This is a genomic window from Vibrio sp. RM-41-2B (assembly GCF_024744415.1).
Lineage (GTDB): Bacteria > Pseudomonadota > Gammaproteobacteria > Enterobacterales > Vibrionaceae > Vibrio > Vibrio diabolicus.
Genome location: NZ_JAMQWD010000004.1, coordinates 409,716 through 427,554 on the forward strand (window position 1 = coordinate 409,716; position 17,839 = coordinate 427,554).

The following is a 17,839-nucleotide window of genomic DNA, read 5'->3' on the forward strand; positions in this document are numbered from 1 at the left end:
TTAGTGATGGTTAAGGTACGAGTTCAGATAAACAGCGAATTTGATTCGGAATGGGATCGGCTGGCGCATTGGCTCCTGTTGGATTAAACCAAATCGTATTTACGCCAGCTTGCATTGCAGGGTAAATGTCTTTATAAGGCAAGTCGCCAACCATAGTTAACTCACTCACGTTAACCCCTAGCTGTTTTGCGATAGCAAGATAAAACTCAGGTTGGTTTTTAGCGATGCCGAGATTGGCAAAACAAAAGTAGCCATTTAAGTACTGGTCTAAGTCGACGCGGACGAACGCACGCTGAACCTCTTCCATGTTGGAATCAGACGCACTGGTCGCGACGTAAATAGCATGATTTTGGGAAAGTGTTGCCAGTGTTTTTTTGGCCAGAGGAATCGTTTCTACGTGTTCCCAATCGCACATTTTTCCTTGTGCGTGAGGGAAATCCACCATTAAGGTGTTCCCCCAATCGAAAAGATAAATCATGTTCGAATCTCCTTTATCCGCACATCATATCGTCTTTTCTAAAATCAGGGGATAAATTGCATCGATAAATGCGATTTAGGTGGCTTTAGTCGTGAAAAGCGCTTAATTGTCGTTATCGTTACAAATGTTTCAGCATAATGCGTGAGTTAGTTTTAAAACCTTGCTTGTCGTAAAACCGCTGTGCTGATTGATTGAATTCCATCACTTCTAATCGAACTTGTGTAGCATTGGCATCGCGAGCCCATTGCTCACAAGCCTCAAGCAGTTGGCGACCGATACCCTGCTGCTTTTGTTCTTCATTGACGACAATCGTTCCTACTCGACAAATTGGATCTTTGATCAGAAAGCTGACGGTTTCATTCTGAGTGATCATCGCGGTTAAAAAGCCGACTACCTCCTTTTCATGTTCTGCGACTAAAAACAAGCGTTCATCATTCTCGAGAGCCTGAGTGAGGAACGCTCGGTCGTCTTCCGAAGGTGCTACAAAAGCTTCAGGCGCGTTGGCAAAATGCAGTGCGTTGATTTGTAGGTTTAATTCAAAAATTGCATCCAAATCGTCAGGAGTTGCTTGTCGAATGTTGACTTCCATTTTACTTACCGCCTGAAAGATCGATAAAAGAGCCTGTAACATAAGAAGCTTCATCACTGAGTAGCCAAGCGATCGCATTCGCCACTTCTTCTACCGTACCGCCCCGTTTCAGTGGAATTTGAGGGCTGAGCCTATCCACTCGGTTTGGTTCTCCACCATCGGCGTGCATATCGGTATAAATGAAACCAGGTCGAACGCCATTGACGCGAATATTTCGGTCTGCCAATTCAAGCGATAGCCCTTTGGTTAAGGTATCCATTGCGCCTTTTGATGTGGCGTAATCGACATATTCGAATGGCGCGCCTGAGCGTGATGCCCCAGAAGAAACATTCACAATTGCGCCACCAGTACTGAATCGCTTCGCCGCTTCTCTACAACAGAGAAAGCAGCTATTCACATTAGTGTTCATTACTTTCTGAAAGCGTTCCAAGCTGATTTCCGCCAACGGTGACTGAGTAAATAGAATGCCAACGTTGTTGACCAAATGGGTGACTGAGCCTAGTGCGTTTTCTGTTGCATCGAAAAGATTGAGCACTTGTTGCTCGTCCGATACATCTGCTTGAACGGCGATCGCTTTTCCGCCATTTGCTTGTATGTCTCTGACCACTTGGTGAGCTGCTTCACTTTGCGCACGGTAATTAACACACACGGCATAGCCTTGCTCGGCCAGTTTTTTCGCTGTTGCGGCTCCAATGCCTCGGCTTGCGCCAGTAACGATGACTACTTTATTCAAAATACATCCTTATTTTTGTAGCGAGTAGATTTTGTCGGCGTAACGCTTGTCGCCAATTTGGTATGCGTCAGGAATGACTTCAGATAGCTCGAATCCGCACTTCATGAGAACACGCTCTGAAGCAATATTCCCTTCAGTGACCGTAGCGGAAAAGCGGTCAATGTCATGTGTTGCTCTCGCCCAATTTAGAAGCGCTTGAAGGGTTTCTGTTCCAAACTGTCGGCCATGAAATTCAGGCAAAAGTAAGTAACCCACCTCTGCGTTACCTTCTTCAATGGCAAGGCCAGTGACGCCAATCGGTTGTTCAGATTGCTTATCGAGTATGACGAGGCAAAGCCAGTGCGGACTGTCTGGTGTCCATGGTAATAATCGCGAAGCAAATTTTTCTTTTATTTGTTTTTCGCTCGGGCGATCAAAACAGAGCTCAATGATCTCTGGTTCGGAATGTAATCGCTGAAATAGTTCCCAATCGCTGGCTTCGATAGGTCTTAATCGGTTTCGGTGAGTCTCAATATAAACTGACATGCGTGTCCTTACAGCATTTATGTAGAGAGCCAGTTTCTCATCCTCTTATCTCTTTAATCAAACGGTTGCACTTACAAAAGTGATTTGTGTGGTGAATGCCTGGTTGGGTAATGAATTCTTACTGAATATTCATTTATGGGATGAAAATAACGAAATTTCATACTTGAGACACATAGAGCAACACGGAAATGATGTGGATCAAGAGAGGACTACCCATAAAGTAGTATTTTGCGATCTATAATTACATTTTATTTGGAAGTGTTGCTAATTATGTCAATAAAAAAACGATATGTTGCACTGCTGGTTGCTGCCGGCATTGGTGTGGGCTGGTTAACATTAGGTGGTACTGCAGCGGTAATGCATTACACCTCTGATACTGAGTTCTGTCTCTCGTGCCACTCTATGGAAATCCCTTACAAAGAGTACCAAGGCTCAGTGCACTTCAGTAATGCGAAAGGCATTCGTGCCGAGTGTTCTGATTGCCACATCCCACAAGAACCGATGGACTACCTGATCACGAAGATTCGTGCATCGAAAGACATCTACCATGAGTTCGTGACTGGCAAGATCGACACGCCAGAAAAATACGAAGCGCACCGCAAAGAGCTTGCGGAGATGGTGTGGGAGCAGTTCCGTGAAAACGACTCTGCAACGTGCCGTTCTTGCCACGACTTTGACGCGATGGAAGAATTTGAGCAATCTCGCGATGCAGCGAAAATGCACGAGTACGCAAAAGCGAACGATCAAACGTGTATCGATTGTCACAAAGGCGTTGCTCACTTTGCACCAGAAGCTGAGCTAGACAGCAAGGCATTTGAAACGTTGATGAGCTTCACCACAAAAACATCACCTGGTGCCAAAGTCGTTTACCCTGTGACTGAAATCGCAATGGGTGAAATGGGTAAAATTAACCCAACGACGAAGTTAGAAGTAATCAGCTCTGAAGGTGATGAGCGTACTGTTAAGTTGGACGCATTCCAAATGAAAGGCGCAGAGCAAGTGCTGTACATGGGTGAAGGTCAACGTGCCATCGTAGCAACGCTAACCGAGCAAGGTCAGCAAGCTCTTGAGGGCGGTGAGTTTAAGGCCGACGTTTACGGCAACGAATGGCGCGCAGTGTCACTAACAGGCACGATCGATTCTCCTGTTGTGGATACGCTTGACCCAGTTTGGTCATACGCAGAAGAGCTAGACAACGTTTATTGTGCAACTTGTCACGCGAAAATTCCTTCAAATCACTTCACAGTGAACGCATGGGGACCAGTGGCGAAGAGTATGGGTGATCGAACAGACATCACTGCCGAAAACCTAGAAATTCTTACTAAGTTCTTCCAGCACCACGCGAAAGATGTGGTTGGTCACTAACGATAAATAGAAGGATAAGATTATGACTAATTTAACCCGTCGTGGATTTCTAAAAGGCACAGGTATGGCGGCTGGCGCCATGGCATTTACTTCTTTTGCGCCTATGTCTGTTGCGTCTTCAAACCAGCGTGGCAAGGGCATTTTGACAGCGGGCCGCATGGGCCCAATGTTATGTGAAGTGAAAGATGGCAAGCTAGTATCGACCACTAATGCTCTGCCACAAACTGTACCAAATAGTCTACAAACTACAGGGCCTGACCAAGTGCATACCAAGGCGCGTGTGAAGTACCCAATGGTACGTAAAGGCTACTTGGCAAACCCATCGTCGCCAGAAGGTGTGCGCGGTAGTGATGAGTTTGTGCGTGTGTCTTGGGATGAGGCTTACAAGCTGATCCACGAGCAGCACATGCGAATTCGCAAAGAATATGGCCCAGCTTCTGTGTTTGCTGGTTCTTACGGCTGGCGTTCAAGTGGCGTGCTGCACAAAGCACAAACCTTGCTGCAACGTTACATGAGCATGGCGGGCGGCTATTCAGGCCACTTGGGTGACTACTCAACGGGTGCTGCGCAGATCATCATGCCGCACGTTGTGGGCTCTATCGAAGTGTACGAGCAACAAACCACGTACCCAGTGGTACTAGAGCACAGCGACGTGGTTGTACTTTGGGGCTTAAACCCGATCAACACCCTAAAAATCGCGTGGAGCTCAACAGACTGTGCTGGTCTAGAGTTCTTCCATCAATTAAAAAAATCAGGCAAGACGGTTATTGCGATTGACCCTATTCGTTCTGAAACCATCGAGTTCTTTGGCGAGAATGCGGAGTGGATTGCTCCTCACCCAATGACCGACGTGGCAATGATGATGGGTATCGCACACACCTTAGTGAAACAAGGTAAGCACGATAAAGCCTTCCTCGATAAATACACCGCAGGTTACGACAAGTTTGAAGCGTACCTGATGGGCGAAGAAGACGGCGTAGAAAAATCAGCAGAATGGGCATCACAAATCTGTGGCGTACCTGCGAAGCAACTTGAGCTACTGGCTGACATCTTCAGTAAAAACCGCACCATGCTGATGGCGGGTTGGGGCATGCAGCGCCAACAATACGGTGAGCAGCGTCACTGGATGCTGGTTACACTGGCAACGATGTTGGGTCAAATCGGTTTACCGGGCGGTGGTTTTGGTTTCTCTTACCACTACTCAAACGGTGGTAACCCTGCTCGTGATGCTGGCGTTCTTCCTGCGATTTCGGCATCACTGGGTGGTGGCTCTTCTGCGGGTAACGACTGGGCAGTGTCTGGCGCGGTGCAAAGCTTCCCTGTGGCGCGTATTGTCGAGGCGTTGGAAAACCCAGGTCAATCCTACCATCACAACGGTCATGAACTTACGTTCCCGAACATTAAGATGATTTGGTGGGCTGGCGGTGCGAACTTTACTCACCACCAAGATACCAACCGCTTGATTAAAGCGTGGCAAAAGCCTGAACTGATCGTGATTTCAGAACCTTACTGGACAGCGGCTGCGAAGCACGCGGACATCGTCCTACCAATCACCACATCGTTCGAGCGCAACGACTTAACGATGACGGGGGACTACAGTAACCAACACTTGGTGCCAATGAAGCAAGTGGTTGAGCCGCAAGGTGAAGCGCGTAATGACTTCGATGTATTCGCGGACATGGCGGAGATGCTAGCACCGGGTGGACGTGATGTGTACACCGAAGGTAAAACTGAAATGGAATGGCTGTACGGCTTCTACAAGGTGGCGCAACAAGGTGGCCGTGGCTCTCGCGTAGCAATGCCGAACTTCAGCAAGTTCTGGGAAGATAACCAACTGATCGAGATGAAGTGGAACGAGAAGAACGCACAGTTTGTTCGTTACGCGGATTTCCGTGAAGACCCGATCATGAACCCGCTAGGTACGCCAAGTGGTAAGATTGAAATCTTCTCGAAAACGATTGAAGGTTACCAGTTGGAAGACTGTCCTCCACACCCAACATGGATGGCACCAACCGAGTACACCGGCAATGCAAAAGATGGCGAGTTGCAGCTGATGACCGCGCACGCAGCGCATCGTCTACACAGCCAGTTTAACTACGCGAAGATTCGCGAAGAGTACGCAATTGCAAACCGTGAACCTATTTGGATTCACCCTGAAGATGCGAAAGCGCGTGGTATTAAAACGGGCGATCTAGTTCGTGCGTTTAACAACCGTGGCCAAGTATTGGTTGGTGCAGAAGTGACTGACCGAATCAAGCAAGGTTCAGTGTGTATTCATGAAGGCGGTTGGCCGGATTTGGATCCGAAAACCGGCATTTGTAAGAACGGCGGTTGTAACGTGTTAACGTTGGATATTCCGACCTCTCGACTTGCAAACGGCTGTGCGGCGAACTCGGCACTGGTTCGTATTGAAAAATACACTGGCCCAGAATTAGAACTAACAGCCTTTGAACCACCAAAAAATGGCTAAAAAAAGTAGCGCTTGAAAGCAAGAAGCCAGCGAATCGCTGGCTTCTTTTTTATCTAGTCATCGTTCACATTAGCGCGAAGCGAGAGAAACAAATGGCATCTGTTTCTTAATTTGAAATGTCGGGAGTAAAGTAAATACAATAGCGACAAACAAGACCGAACCTATTAAATCTTCAGGGCGATGCATGCCCAGCCATAAGCGGCTATATGCGACGCTCATTCCCCACATCCACAATGACAGTGCAGAGATATAGCACTTGTTCTGTAAGAACAACCCACCAAAGAAAGCCAAACAAATCGAAACGAAAATCGTATGGCCGGATGGGAAAGAATAGTCTTTCTCGCCTTGCCAATGGCGTGTCCGCCAATCACTGACTTGTTCAGAAATCTGGTTAATTACGTTGGCTTGTTGCTTTGTCTCCAACTGATAAAACGTTTCTGGTGTTTCAATCAATTGTTCTGCTGCGAGCAATTCCGTGTATGGGCGCGGGCTTTCTGTCATCAGTTTTAGCCCCGTTTTGCTGGCAAAGCCAATCACAAGTAACAGCCCTAACATTGAGAGTTTTTGCATCCACTCAGTGCGACTTGGTTTAAAGCGAAATAAAGAAAGCAGTAGCAGCGTTAAGGTAATTAAAAAGCCTTTGCTGCCCGCAGAGTCAGTGAGCAAAGTAAAAGTAATACCCAGACTTTCAGGCACCTGTGAAGTGAGATTGTGATAAGAGCCAAACAGCGACATTGTGATGATGCCAAGAACAAACAAGGCGAGCATCATCAATCCATATTTTTTGGTTTTCATTGAGAGCGTTTTTGTTTTTATTGAGGGTTATTCAACCACGTGAAAATAAGGGGCTTATCTTACGTTATCTGGCGTGAAAAACTTATCAACGCTTTGTCAATTTGACGAGAGAATGAAGGTTGAGTGATGAATTGATGACATTTATCTGGAGGGTAAAGGCGCTCATCCTTAAGCGTTGGGGTCTTAATCCATCAGAGAAAGTAAGTATTCTGCTGCTTTGGTTGGGTTTTCTGCATGACAAATGGCAGAAACCAAAGCCAAACCATGCACACCTGTCGCACTCAGAGCAGGAATGTTGGTTTCGTTGATGCCACCAATAGCGACGATTGGTAAGGACGTGGTGTTCAGCGCCACCTTTAAACCTTCTATACCCCAGTGTTTTTTGGTGTTGGTTTTGGTTGGCGTAGCGAAGATGGCACTCAAGCCGATGTAATCAATGGGCAGAGAATCCGCCTCTGCCAGCTGCTCTTCAGTCTCAATCGATAAGCCGAGAATCTTGTTTGGGCCAATCAATTGACGAGCGATCTCTGCTGGCATGTCTGACTGTCCGAGGTGAACACCATCGGCATCGACGGCAAGGGCAACATCAACACGATCATTGATGACTAACGGGACGCCAGTGCCTTCAAGGATCGTCTTCACGGCTTGAGCTCGTTCAATAAATGCACGAACGTCACCATGTTTTTCGCGCACCTGTACCATGGTGACCCCGCCTTCTACCGCCTTTCTTACAACGTGTTTGAGAGTGGATAAATCTTGTTGGTCGTCGGTGACCAAATACAAACGATAGGCGTTCATTGTGTTTCCTTTCGCCTCCCACTTTCGTTGGAGTGAGAGGCGTTTAAAGCATTGAGAAGCGAATTATCTCACTTGTAATGTAAGACGTGTTGCAAGTGTTTCTTCATCCAGTTGGTAAAGCTCATCCAAAAGATGCATTTGCAAGCTACCTGGCCCTCGCGCTTGCTCAGCCGCAATTTCACCCACAACGCCAAGCACCGCTGCCGCAGCAAGGCCTGTTTCGTCGCCGATTGCTGCGAAAGCGCCAGTCAGTGCCGTCAGTGTGCAGCCCATGCCCGTCACGTAAGGCATCATCTCGTGACCATTATTCAACTGGACGGTTTGCTCTTTTGTCACGATGTAGTCAGTTTCGCCGGAGATCACCACGCTCGCTCCATATTCTTCAATTAAGAAGTGAGCCGCCCCAAGGGCTGCATCACTACTGTCGAGTGCATCTACACCTTTGCTTTGCGCTTGCTCACCAGCGAGAGCAATGATTTCGGACGCATTACCACGAATGATTAACTTGTTTGCAAGGCGGGCGATTTCGCGCGAGGTTTCGGTACGTAGTGAACTTGCACCGCAACCGACAGGGTCGAGCACAACGATTTTACCGTTCGAGTTGGCTTGCTCGACGGCATAGCTCATGCGCGGCGTCCAAACGCTGTCTAGGGTGCCGATGTTGATCACCAAAGCGCCAGCAAACGACATCATTTCTGCCATTTCTTGCTTTGAATGCGCCATGATTGGCGAAGCACCGATAGCCAACAAAGCGTTCGCCGTGTTGTTCATCACCACGTAGTTGGTAATGTTCACGACTAAAGGCTTTTGCTGACGCACTGCGGTTAATGCTTGAGTGATTTGTTCTATTAACATGAGATTCTCCAATTAACCTTATTGCGCGTTTAGACCTTGTTGCCAAAACGCCACTTCCATACGCGTTGCGGTTTTGAAGACCTGAATCAGGTTTTGACCGCGCTGGCTGTGGATGTCGATTTCAGCCAGTAGCTGGTTAAAGTGTTCGGCCCCACTTGCCACGCCAGATTGGAACTCTTCACCGCCGTACAAGTTAATCCAACTTGCGTAAGGATTGCCTTCGAATACCGTGTTTTCATCTTCAATCAGCATTTTACCAATGACGGCGTAGCCGATGGAGCAAGGGGCGAGCGCGGCATATAAGTCAACTAAGTCGCCCGTCATTCCCGCATCCAATACGTAGCGCGTGTAAGCCACCGTGCCAAAGTCTTCCGGCTCGTTTTCGAGATCAGATTCCGTTAATCCCCACTGACCGCAGTAGGTAACATGGTGGGCAATCTCTGAATCTAAAAGCGCATGTACGCTTGGTAGTGCGCGGCGCATATCGTCTAACGTACGCGCTTTGTAGATTGCCAGCGCATAAGCTCGTGCGTACTGTTTTAGGAATAAGAAATCTTGCTTTAAGTAATGCAGAAAACAAGGTTGAGCCAGAGTGCCTTTGGCCAATTGCTGCACGAAGGCATGCTCGGTGTATTCTTGCCAATCTTGGCGGCAAGCGTCGATCAAATCTTGGTATTTCATAATGGGGCTGCCTCGTAATTAGTCAAAGTTCGGTACGTAATCTTTCGCTTTTGGTAGCGTTTCGATGATTTTTTGTGAATACATGAACTCGGCGTAGTCGTCATAGCGTTTTAGATCGACTGCTGATGGGCGAAGCGCGAAACGAGTTAACGTGTCATTCCAAGCGCGTTGGTTGAGCTCGTTGTTTAGTGTGTCTGGCGAGTAAGCGACAAACTCTTTCCAAGACTCTTTAGGATGGTTGACGATGTAAGTGGTCGCTTGCTCCAGCGCTTTGTTGAACGCTTTGATAGCGGCTTTGTCGTAGGTTTTTGCATTCGCCACAAACACCAGTTCGTCATACGCTGGTACGCCGTGCTCTTCTGGGAAGAAGGCTTTGGCTTTGTAGCCTTCTAGCGCAAGTTGGTTGGTTTCGAAGTTACGCAAGCCGCCCCAAATAGCGTCTACTTTACCGGATGCGAGAGAGGAAGAGAGAGCCCAACCGACGTTGATGATTTGCACGTCAGAAAACTTCACGTTCTCCTGCGCAAGCATGGTTCCGATTGTCGCCTCTTCGTTACCTGCGATAGCAATACCGATTTTCTTGCCTTTAAGGTCGCCAAGGTTATCGTTCTTACCGTTATCCAACACCATCAACGTGTTGAGGGGAGTTGCAATTAAGGTCGCAGAGCGAATTAATGGCAAGCCAGCCGCTACGTCGATGGTCAGGCTAGGTTGGTATGAAATCGCCATATCGACTTTGCCAGCCGCAACTAGTTTAGGTGGTGTGCTTGGATCTGCAGGCTCTTGAATATTGACCTTCAAACCTTGCTCTTTGAAGTAACCACGCTCTTTGGCAATTACGATAGGACCATGGTTTGGATTGACGAACCAATCCAGCATTAAAGTAAGCTCTTTTTCGGCAGCAAGTACGTTAGTTGAAACAATTGATGCGAGCAGAGCAACAGCGCTCATGAGTTTGTTTTTATTCACGGGGTTCTTCCTTTTTCTTTCCCTATTTGTTTTCCCAGGGAATGGCTTTTTTCAGTAATTTGTCAGTAGTGAAATAGAGTGCGATAGACAGCATGGCGAGGATAAACAGCGCCGCAAACATCTCATCAATGATCATGCGAGCGTTAGCTTGGAGCATCAGATAACCCAAGCCTTCACTTGAACCTACCCACTCACCGACCACTGCTCCAATTGGCGCAATAACCACGGCAACACGAATACCTGAGGCTAACGTTGGTAGCGCGGCTGGCAATTGAATATGACGAAGTAGCTGCCATTTCGACGCGCCCATGGTCTTGGCAAGATCGAGGTAACCTGTTGGTGTATTGCGTAAGCCGTCGTAGCAACATGTCGTGACGGGGAAAAAGATGATGATCGCCGCCATTACTACTTTCGATGCAATGCCGTAACCCAGCCAAAGCATGAGCACTGGCGCGATAGCAAATACTGGAATTGCTTGGCTAGCAATCAGAATTGGGAGTAACCAACGCTTCAGCGGCTCGAACATCAGCATTTGCAAAGCGAATAGCAAACCCATTGATAAGCCGAGTGCGAGGCCAAGTAGGATCTCTTGTGCTGTTACCCAAGTGTGTTTGAGTAGCACGTCGTATCGAGTCACTAATCTATTCAATACTTCAATTGGCGAAGGCAAGATGAAGCTTGGCATGTCAAATACCACTACAATGAGTTGCCACAAACCTAAGATCACGGCTGCGCTGATCAGCAGACGCAGAGCTGGGTGTGTCACGCGTTCCTTTTTACTAATACGCGCCGAAACGGAGTTGTACTGAGTCATATCACTCATAGTCTTTCTCCAACTGATCCAAAATCGCCTGCTGTAGCGCTGCGCACTCTCCATCGAGAGATCTTGGTGGCTTGGAGTCCGGAACAACCAAGTGCTGCGCTTGAGCAGGCGTGCCTTGCAACACATAGAGTTGGTGTGCCAATCGCACCGCTTCTTGCGGATCGTGCGTAATCAAGACAACGGTTTTGTCCTTTAGTAGCTCGGCAGAGAGAGTTTGCAATTTGTGGCGAGTCACGGCGTCTAATGCCGAGAAAGGTTCATCCATCAAAACCAAAGGTTTGTCTTGCATCAGAGTGCGAGCAAGGGCTACGCGTTGTCGCATACCTCCAGAGAGTTGAGCGGGTTTGGCGTAAGCGTAATCTGCCAACCCAACGTGCTCTAACAAGTTGAGAGCGCGTTGTTTCTCATCCGCTGGATTTGAGTTGGTGTGAGAAAAGCGCGAGCTGAGGCAGACGTTATCCAGCACGTTAAGCCAAGGCAGCAACAAATCTTGCTGGGCCATGTAAGCGATACGGTCATGCAGTGCAGCGCCATCGGTTGTGATGAGTTCGCCATGCCAGTCAACTTGGTCATCCAGTAGGCCAGCTAAGTAACGCAATATTGTGGTTTTCCCGCAGCCACTTCGTCCGAGTAATACCGTCCATTTACCGACGGGAATGGTCATGTTCATTCCTGCTAAAGTCGGTGTTTGGCTATCTTTGTATCGCAGGCTAGCATCGGAAAGCTGAATGCCAATCGCGTTAGCGAACATAAGTATGACCCGCAAAAAAGTGGTTCACTGGTCCGTGACCTTTCCCCACTTCCAATTCATCCGCGTGTGCGATAGCTTGGCTGATGTACTGCTTACCAAGGTGCACCGCTTTGTGCAGGTTGTTGCCTTGACTAAGGTAAGACGCAATGGCGGAAGACAGTGTACAGCCCGTACCGTGGGTGTTTTTGGTCGGAAAACGCTTGGCGCTGATTAACTCCGCACTGTTTTGCATGATCAGCAGATCGTTGCTGTTTTCATTTTCTTCAAGATGACCGCCTTTGAGCAGAATAGCTTTGGCACCAAGTGCACGAAGGTCGGTAATCATATCGTTCATTTCAGATTCTGATTGAGGCACTGGCTTACCCGTCAATGCTGCACCTTCTGGCAGGTTAGGAGTGATGATGTCTGCCAGTGGAATTAGTTTTTCTTTTAATGTGCTGATTGCTGATTGCTCAAGTAGCAAATCGCCGCTGGTGGCGACCATGACGGGATCAATCACAAGATGTTTAGGTTGGTATTGCTTAATCTTGTTAGCAACGACTTTAATGATGTTCGAATCCGCCAGCATGCCGACTTTTACCGCCACAATATTGAGATCGGTAAACACTGCATCGAGTTGGCTTTCAACGTGATCAAGAGGAATAGGGAAAATCGCAGAAACGCCTTGCGTGTTTTGTGAGGTGATGGCGGTAATCACTGAGCAGGCAAAGCTGCCAGTTGCGGACATCGCTTTGATATCGGCTTGGATGCCTGCGCCGCCGCCGCTGTCGGAGCCTGCGATGGTTAAGACAACAGGGGTGGTTATAGGTGATTGTGCCTGGTGTAAAGATGGCTGTGATTGCTGCGTCATGGTCGCTCCTACTACAAGACGTATAGGAACTGACTTTGACCGTTGTGGATAGATCGATTGTTCGATCGTTATCGCTCGCCAAAGAGGAGCGGCGAAAGGCAAAGTGCGCATAGTTCCCTACGTCAGTGCTAACTGAATCAGGTTCAACGGGTCTCGAATCTCGATCTCAGCCAACGCTTATCGCGTGGCCCCCCGACTATTTCGCTCGGATGATAGCAGGACCCTTGTAGAAGGGATACGTTTTTTGAGAGTAATTATTATTGAGTATTCAATTATGCGAGGTGAGTGATAGAGTAAGCATCTAAATGGTTCGTCGTGTGGAATTTACTAGTGCAACGCTCTGGTGAAAGAGCTGAACCTGGAATATTTAATAAATAATCGTGGTCTCGTTAAGCAAGGATTAGCACAAAACAAGGTTAAAAAACTGTTAAAATTTAACGCGTTGCCAATTTAACTTTGTTGAACTTTTCGACAGTTAATTAGGAAGGCTAAGACGATCATCGAGCAAGGAGACTTCATGCTTAATTCTGCAACAGCGAAGTCAGTGATCGATCATGCTCTCTTTTTAGGGGCTGATTTCGCTGAACTATTCGTTGAACATCATCAAACTAACACCGTCCAGATCGCATCTGGTGAGGTGGACAAGGTCAATTCGGGGATTGATTTTGGTATCGGTATTCGCCTCTTCTTCGGTCACAAAGTGCTTTATGGATACACCAATAGCACGGACGAAGCCGAGCTAAAACGCGTAACCTCATTGCTTGCGGCAAAAGACAAGCGTGAACAAATCGCGTCAGCAGGTTCTTTAAATTTGAACCGCTACCCAATCCAACACGGTTGCCGCATGCCGTTAAGTCAGGATGCCAACTTAGATTCAAAAATCGCGTTTCTATTGAAAGTTGACCAAGCTGCGCGTGCAGAAAGTGAGTACATCAGCCAGTTCATTGGTAGTGTGCTTCAGCGCGAGCAGCAAGTGTCTATCTTCAACTCAGAAGGTTTGCATGTAGACGATACGCGTCACTACATTCGTGTGGCGGGTAACACCGTTGCTCAAAAAGGTAATGAGCAGTCTTCTGGTATGGAAGGTCCTGGCGCGCTTGCTGGTTGGGAGTTCAGCGAACAGCTTGATGCGAAAGAGCTGGGTCAAACTATCGCGCAGCAAGCGTTAGTGAAACTTGGCGCTGATGCTTGTCCATCAGGTGAAATGCCAGTGGTAATTGGTAACGGCTTTGGCGGCGTTATCTTCCATGAAGCGTGTGGTCACTTACTAGAAACCACTTCGGTTGCGAAGAAAGCGTCCGTATTCCACGACAAAATGGGCGAAATGGTTGCTCACACTGCAGTGAATGCTGTCGATGATGGCACCATGACCAACGAATGGGGTTCGATTCATGTTGATGACGAAGGCATGAAGACTCAGCGAACTCAATTGATCAAAGACGGTAAGCTAACCAGCTTTATGGTCGATAAAATGGGTGGCATGAAGACAGGTTATGAGCCTACGGGTTCTGGTCGTCGTCAGAACTACAAGTTCGCACCAACCTCGCGTATGCGTAACACCTTTATCGAAGAAGGCGAGCATTCACTTGACGACATGCTGGCAGGTATCGAACGTGGTATCTATGCGAAGAAGATGGGCGGCGGCTCGGTTCAACCGGGAACGGGCGAGTTTAACTTTGCCGTTCGTGAAGCTTACCTCATTGAAAATGGCAAAATCACCAAACCTCTGAAAACAGCAACGCTGATCAGCACGGGTCCAAAAGTGTTGAAAGAAATCAGCATGGTCGGCAAAGATATGGCGCTTGCGCCGGGCATGTGTGGTTCAGTAAGTGGTTCAGTACCAACAACAGTCGGTCAGCCAACGCTGAAAGTCGATAACATTCTGGTAGGAGGCGGTAACTAATGAGCCAAGAACAACAACTTCTTAATGCGGTTGATTACGTCCTATCAGAAGCAAAACGCCAAGGGGCAGAAGCGGACGTCATTGTAAACCGCAACAGCAGCTTTTCTCTGAAAGCGAACCAAGGAAAGCTGGATGAGTACAAAGTAAGCTCAAGCCAAGTTCTGGGTGTTCGTGTTGTGAAAGATGCGCGCGTTGCAACGAGCTATTCTGAGTCGTTAGAACAACAAAGCTTAGATTTGATGCTGACTAATGCACTGCAAAGCGCTCGTTTTTCCAAGCAAGACGAGCACCAGACCATTAGTTGCGTGAACAGCCAAATCACGACTGACGTGGCTGAGATTGCTCAAGAAGACACAACTTCGGTTGATGAAAAAATTGAACTGTCTCTCGCACTTGAGCAAGGCGTAGTAGCTCTGCCTCACGCTTCTAGCGCACCTTACAATGGTTACAGCGATGGCGAAACACAACTGATCATTGCCAATACTCAAGGCACATTGTGTCAACACTTCGAGCGTTCGTTCACTTGTTACGCATATACCTTGTTTGAAAAAGACGGCAAACAGTCAATGGCGGGTCGAATGTCACTGGGTCGCCGTTTTGATGAGTTGGATCCAGCTTACTGTATAGAAGGTGGCTACAACCTTGCTCGCGATCTTCTTGAAGGCGCTCCGGTTGCGACAGGTAACTATCCGGCCATTTTCCACATCAATGCTTTAAGCAGCCTGTTTGGTGCATTCGGCAGTGCGTTTTCTGGTGTGAGTGCGATGAAAGGCATCTCGCCACTGGGTGACAAGCTTGGTCAAAGCGTTGCAAGTGAACTGATCACCTTTACCGATGCGGCATACATGCCAAATGGTATGGCTATTGCAGGGTTTGATAGTGAAGGTTTTGCAACTCAAGACAATGTGTTGATCGCCAATGGCCAACTGAATACGCTATTGCACAATAGCCAAACAGCGAATTATTTGAGTGCTGTGTCGACGGCAAGTGCATCTCGCAGTGCGAAATCGAGCTTAGACGTATCGGCAAATCATAAAGTGATTGCGACAGGCAACAGCAGTGCGTCAGAAGTCAAAGCAGGTGAATACCTAGAATTAGTGGAACTGCAAGGGGTTCACTCTGGTGCAGATGCTGTCAGTGGTGATTTCTCATTTGGTGCGAGTGGTTTCTTGTGTCGTGATGGTCAACGTGTTCAACCTGTGCGCGGAATTACGGTTGCAGGTAACTTCTATAAGATGCTGCAAGAAGTAGAAGCTGTGGGTGATACCCAGCTTATTAATGATAGCCGCACTTTCTTCGCGCCAGATGTGCGTTTTGCTCGCTTGAGTATTGGCGGCAAATAAGCGCGGCATAGAAAATCAGAAACAAAAAAGAGGACTCAATCGAGTCCTCTTTCATCATCTAGCAACGTGTACGCGAATAACTAGAATTCGCGGATATCCAGTTCGTTGTGGATCAATACCACACACTGAGAAGCGAAAAGCATCTTAGGACCCAAGCTGATCTTCTCTGTGCCAAGGCGCTTTAAGCTGTTAAAAGACTTCTTAGGCATCGGAATATGGTCAGTTAACAAGAAGCATGGGTTTTCACCAATTTCTGCATCACGAACAAATTCGCCTTTCTTGTCCAACATATAAAGTTGGTGATCTTCGGCTAGTTCTTGAACCAAGCGTTCGAAGCTTACTGTACGAACCGTAATACCCGGTTCAACTTCGCGAAGCTGCTCTTTACCCATACCAACAGATGCGTCCAACGCACGGGCAACGGCAGCGATCAACGTTGACTCGTGAAAACCGCCAATATTGGTAATGTCGTTTGAACGAATGGTAATCGTGCGCGAGTAATCCTTCGTGCTCTCTAATACTAAGTGGACAACCACATCTTCACGGTGAGATTGTGCAACGAACATGGTGTTCATCATGGTATGAGCAAGGATCTCGGTATGCGCCTCGTTACCAACACCTTCTAATAGTGCTTTGCTGGTGGTTGGCGCCGCGCGAGCTCGTAAAACAAAAGAGCGCATGAATTTAGCCTCTATATAGGAAGAGTGAATGCGCGGAAGTATATACCCAAGCAGGGAACGGATGCGAGTTTAATAGTAAATGTGAACTTACTTACAAAGCTTCGATTGTCGTGCGGAGTGTGCTGGTTAGAATAGGAGGCAACCCTGTTAGGAGCGGTATATGGAAATCAAAAAGATAAATAAAGACATTTATAAAAAGAAAGTAAACCTGGTGATTGGCGGTTTTGTTGCGTTGCTCGCTATCTCATCTCTTGCCTTTAGTACCTTGCTTATTGTTTTGTTTGGCAACACTGAAGTCGTACCTGAACAATCAACGGGAAACTTTCATTGGAATTTGATTGGTGTCGTTCTCGCAGTCGCCACTTCCCTCTCTTTATTGAATCAAATTAAAACTCGACCATACATGGAAGAGGTGCTGTACGTTTGGAAGCTCAAGCAACTGCACAACAAAATATTTCGTAAACTAAAAAGCATTAAAGCAGCCGCGAGCAATGACGATGTAAAAGCGCTCACTACGCTTAAGTTCTATTACACAACGCAACAACAAGTGTTTGAGTTAGACAACAACACATTGACGATGAATAGTGTAAATAAAGAATTAGAGGCAATTGAGCAAATCGAAGCGGCGCAATCACTGGATCTTGATATCACCAGCTTTAAAGAGAGCTGGGTAGACACATACTGATTGCCTATTTGCTACTTGAAGTTAACAACTGAGTGCTAAAAATAAGCGTTTGAGTGAGATTTGATCACTCGACGCTTTTTTTTAGTTTTTTTTCTAAAAAGGGGTTGCCAAGAAAAATCATCTCCCTATAATGCGCCTCCGTTGTCAGGGTAAAGCGGAAACGCAAAAGCAATTGGCAAAGCAATTGGCAATAAGGCGAAAGAAAGCTTCTAAAAATTAATTTTAAAAAGTGTTTGACACTAAGAATTAATTCCTTAGAATACGCCTCCGCTTCGATAGCAAAGCTTACGAAGCAAGCTCTTTAACAATATAGACCTATCAATCTGTGTGGGCACTCGTTGATGATAATCCAATTAGAAATTTCTCTTAATAAAGAGGGGTTTCAAATTAGGTTTCAATGATACGAAGTGACCAATCAAGTCTTCGGACTTGGCACAGTCAATTCATTATCGTTCTGTTGGAACGATAATAGCTTTAAAATTACATAAGTAGTTTTGAAGTCAGTATTCATTGAGCCTCTCCCTATTTATTTAGGGAATCAAAAAC

At 47.2% G+C, this 17,839-nt stretch carries 18 protein-coding genes and 1 riboswitch; of the genes, 5 read left to right on the forward strand and 13 right to left on the reverse strand.

Going from position 1 to position 17,839, the window contains the following annotated elements; genetic code table 11:
• Nucleotides 1–10 precede the first annotated feature (10 nt).
• The 4 genes from NB463_RS03315 to NB463_RS03330 all read right to left on the reverse strand — a co-directional run bounded on the left by NB463_RS03315 (nt 11) and on the right by NB463_RS03330 (nt 2,325).
• Nucleotides 11–478 (reverse strand): HAD family hydrolase, encoded by a 468-nt coding sequence (locus tag NB463_RS03315; RefSeq protein ID WP_145534137.1) that lies wholly within the window; start codon nt 476–478, stop codon nt 11–13.
• A 118-nt stretch (nt 479–596) separates the two neighbouring features.
• Nucleotides 597–1,067: a GNAT family N-acetyltransferase gene (locus tag NB463_RS03320; RefSeq protein WP_074190227.1), complete on the reverse strand. Its 471-nt coding sequence runs from the start codon at nt 1,065–1,067 to the stop codon at nt 597–599.
• 1 nt (nt 1,068) lies between these two features.
• Nucleotides 1,069–1,800, reverse strand: a complete 732-nt coding sequence (locus NB463_RS03325; RefSeq protein WP_006740993.1) for a glucose 1-dehydrogenase — start codon at nt 1,798–1,800, stop codon at nt 1,069–1,071.
• Nucleotides 1,801–1,809: 9 nt separating this feature from the next.
• Nucleotides 1,810–2,325 (reverse strand): GNAT family N-acetyltransferase, encoded by a 516-nt coding sequence (locus tag NB463_RS03330; RefSeq protein WP_074190226.1) that lies wholly within the window; start codon nt 2,323–2,325, stop codon nt 1,810–1,812.
• Nucleotides 2,326–2,595: 270 nt separating this feature from the next.
• On the opposite strand from NB463_RS03330, the gene NB463_RS03335 reads away from it, so the two are divergent.
• The gene (locus tag NB463_RS03335; protein WP_005391870.1) at nt 2,596–3,690 is read left to right on the forward strand and encodes a NapC/NirT family cytochrome c; all 1,095 of its coding nucleotides are present in this window, start codon (nt 2,596–2,598) and stop codon (nt 3,688–3,690) included.
• 22 nt (nt 3,691–3,712) lie between these two features.
• On the forward strand, nt 3,713–6,160 hold the full coding sequence (locus tag NB463_RS03340) for a trimethylamine-N-oxide reductase 2 (RefSeq protein ID WP_258431552.1): 2,448 nt from the start codon (nt 3,713–3,715) through the stop codon (nt 6,158–6,160).
• Nucleotides 6,161–6,229: 69 nt separating this feature from the next.
• Here NB463_RS03340 and NB463_RS03345 read toward each other — a convergent pair whose 3' ends face one another.
• The 8 genes from NB463_RS03345 to thiD form a co-directional block, all read right to left on the reverse strand.
• Nucleotides 6,230–6,955, reverse strand: a complete 726-nt coding sequence (locus tag NB463_RS03345; RefSeq protein ID WP_258431551.1) for a phosphatase PAP2 family protein — start codon at nt 6,953–6,955, stop codon at nt 6,230–6,232.
• Between the two features lie 183 nt (nt 6,956–7,138).
• On the reverse strand, nt 7,139–7,753 hold the full coding sequence (gene thiE / locus NB463_RS03350; protein WP_258431550.1) for a thiamine phosphate synthase: 615 nt from the start codon (nt 7,751–7,753) through the stop codon (nt 7,139–7,141).
• A 63-nt stretch (nt 7,754–7,816) separates the two neighbouring features.
• Nucleotides 7,817–8,608, reverse strand: coding sequence for a hydroxyethylthiazole kinase (thiM, locus tag NB463_RS03355; RefSeq protein WP_258431548.1), 792 nt, complete (start codon nt 8,606–8,608; stop codon nt 7,817–7,819).
• Nucleotides 8,609–8,626: 18 nt separating this feature from the next.
• Nucleotides 8,627–9,289, reverse strand: coding sequence for a thiaminase II (gene tenA, locus NB463_RS03360; RefSeq protein WP_006740999.1), 663 nt, complete (start codon nt 9,287–9,289; stop codon nt 8,627–8,629).
• A gap of 18 nt (nt 9,290–9,307) precedes the next feature.
• Entirely contained in the window at nt 9,308–10,258 is a 951-nt protein-coding gene (locus NB463_RS03365) for an ABC transporter substrate-binding protein (RefSeq protein WP_258431546.1), read from the reverse strand.
• Between the two features lie 22 nt (nt 10,259–10,280).
• Nucleotides 10,281–11,081 (reverse strand): ABC transporter permease, encoded by an 801-nt coding sequence (locus NB463_RS03370; RefSeq protein ID WP_258431545.1) that lies wholly within the window; start codon nt 11,079–11,081, stop codon nt 10,281–10,283.
• Nucleotides 11,074–11,832, reverse strand: coding sequence for an ABC transporter ATP-binding protein (locus NB463_RS03375; RefSeq protein ID WP_258431544.1), 759 nt, complete (start codon nt 11,830–11,832; stop codon nt 11,074–11,076). Before NB463_RS03375 ends, NB463_RS03370 begins: the two co-directional genes overlap by 8 nt.
• The gene (gene thiD / locus NB463_RS03380; protein ID WP_182035863.1) at nt 11,822–12,682 is read right to left on the reverse strand and encodes a bifunctional hydroxymethylpyrimidine kinase/phosphomethylpyrimidine kinase; all 861 of its coding nucleotides are present in this window, start codon (nt 12,680–12,682) and stop codon (nt 11,822–11,824) included. The genes NB463_RS03375 and thiD overlap by 11 nt, the downstream gene beginning before the upstream one ends.
• Nucleotides 12,683–12,779: 97 nt before the next feature.
• Nucleotides 12,780–12,887: riboswitch (TPP riboswitch) on the reverse strand.
• 312 nt (nt 12,888–13,199) lie between these two features.
• On the opposite strand from thiD, the gene NB463_RS03385 reads away from it, so the two are divergent.
• Complete coding sequence (locus tag NB463_RS03385) at nt 13,200–14,585, forward strand: TldD/PmbA family protein (RefSeq protein ID WP_114322631.1); 1,386 nt, start codon at nt 13,200–13,202, stop codon at nt 14,583–14,585.
• Nucleotides 14,585–15,928, forward strand: coding sequence for a TldD/PmbA family protein (locus tag NB463_RS03390; protein WP_258431543.1), 1,344 nt, complete (start codon nt 14,585–14,587; stop codon nt 15,926–15,928). Before NB463_RS03385 ends, NB463_RS03390 begins: the two co-directional genes overlap by 1 nt.
• An 80-nt stretch (nt 15,929–16,008) precedes the next feature.
• On the opposite strand, the gene trmY is transcribed toward NB463_RS03390, so the two are convergent.
• Nucleotides 16,009–16,608, reverse strand: coding sequence for a tRNA (pseudouridine(54)-N(1))-methyltransferase TrmY (gene trmY / locus NB463_RS03395; protein WP_005459965.1), 600 nt, complete (start codon nt 16,606–16,608; stop codon nt 16,009–16,011).
• 160 nt (nt 16,609–16,768) lie between these two features.
• Between trmY and NB463_RS03400 the strand changes: the two genes are divergently transcribed.
• Nucleotides 16,769–17,293 carry a DUF3087 domain-containing protein gene (locus NB463_RS03400; protein ID WP_053809661.1) on the forward strand — a complete coding sequence of 175 codons (525 nt, stop codon included), beginning with the start codon at nt 16,769–16,771 and terminating at the stop codon, nt 17,291–17,293.
• Nucleotides 17,294–17,839 lie beyond the last annotated feature (546 nt).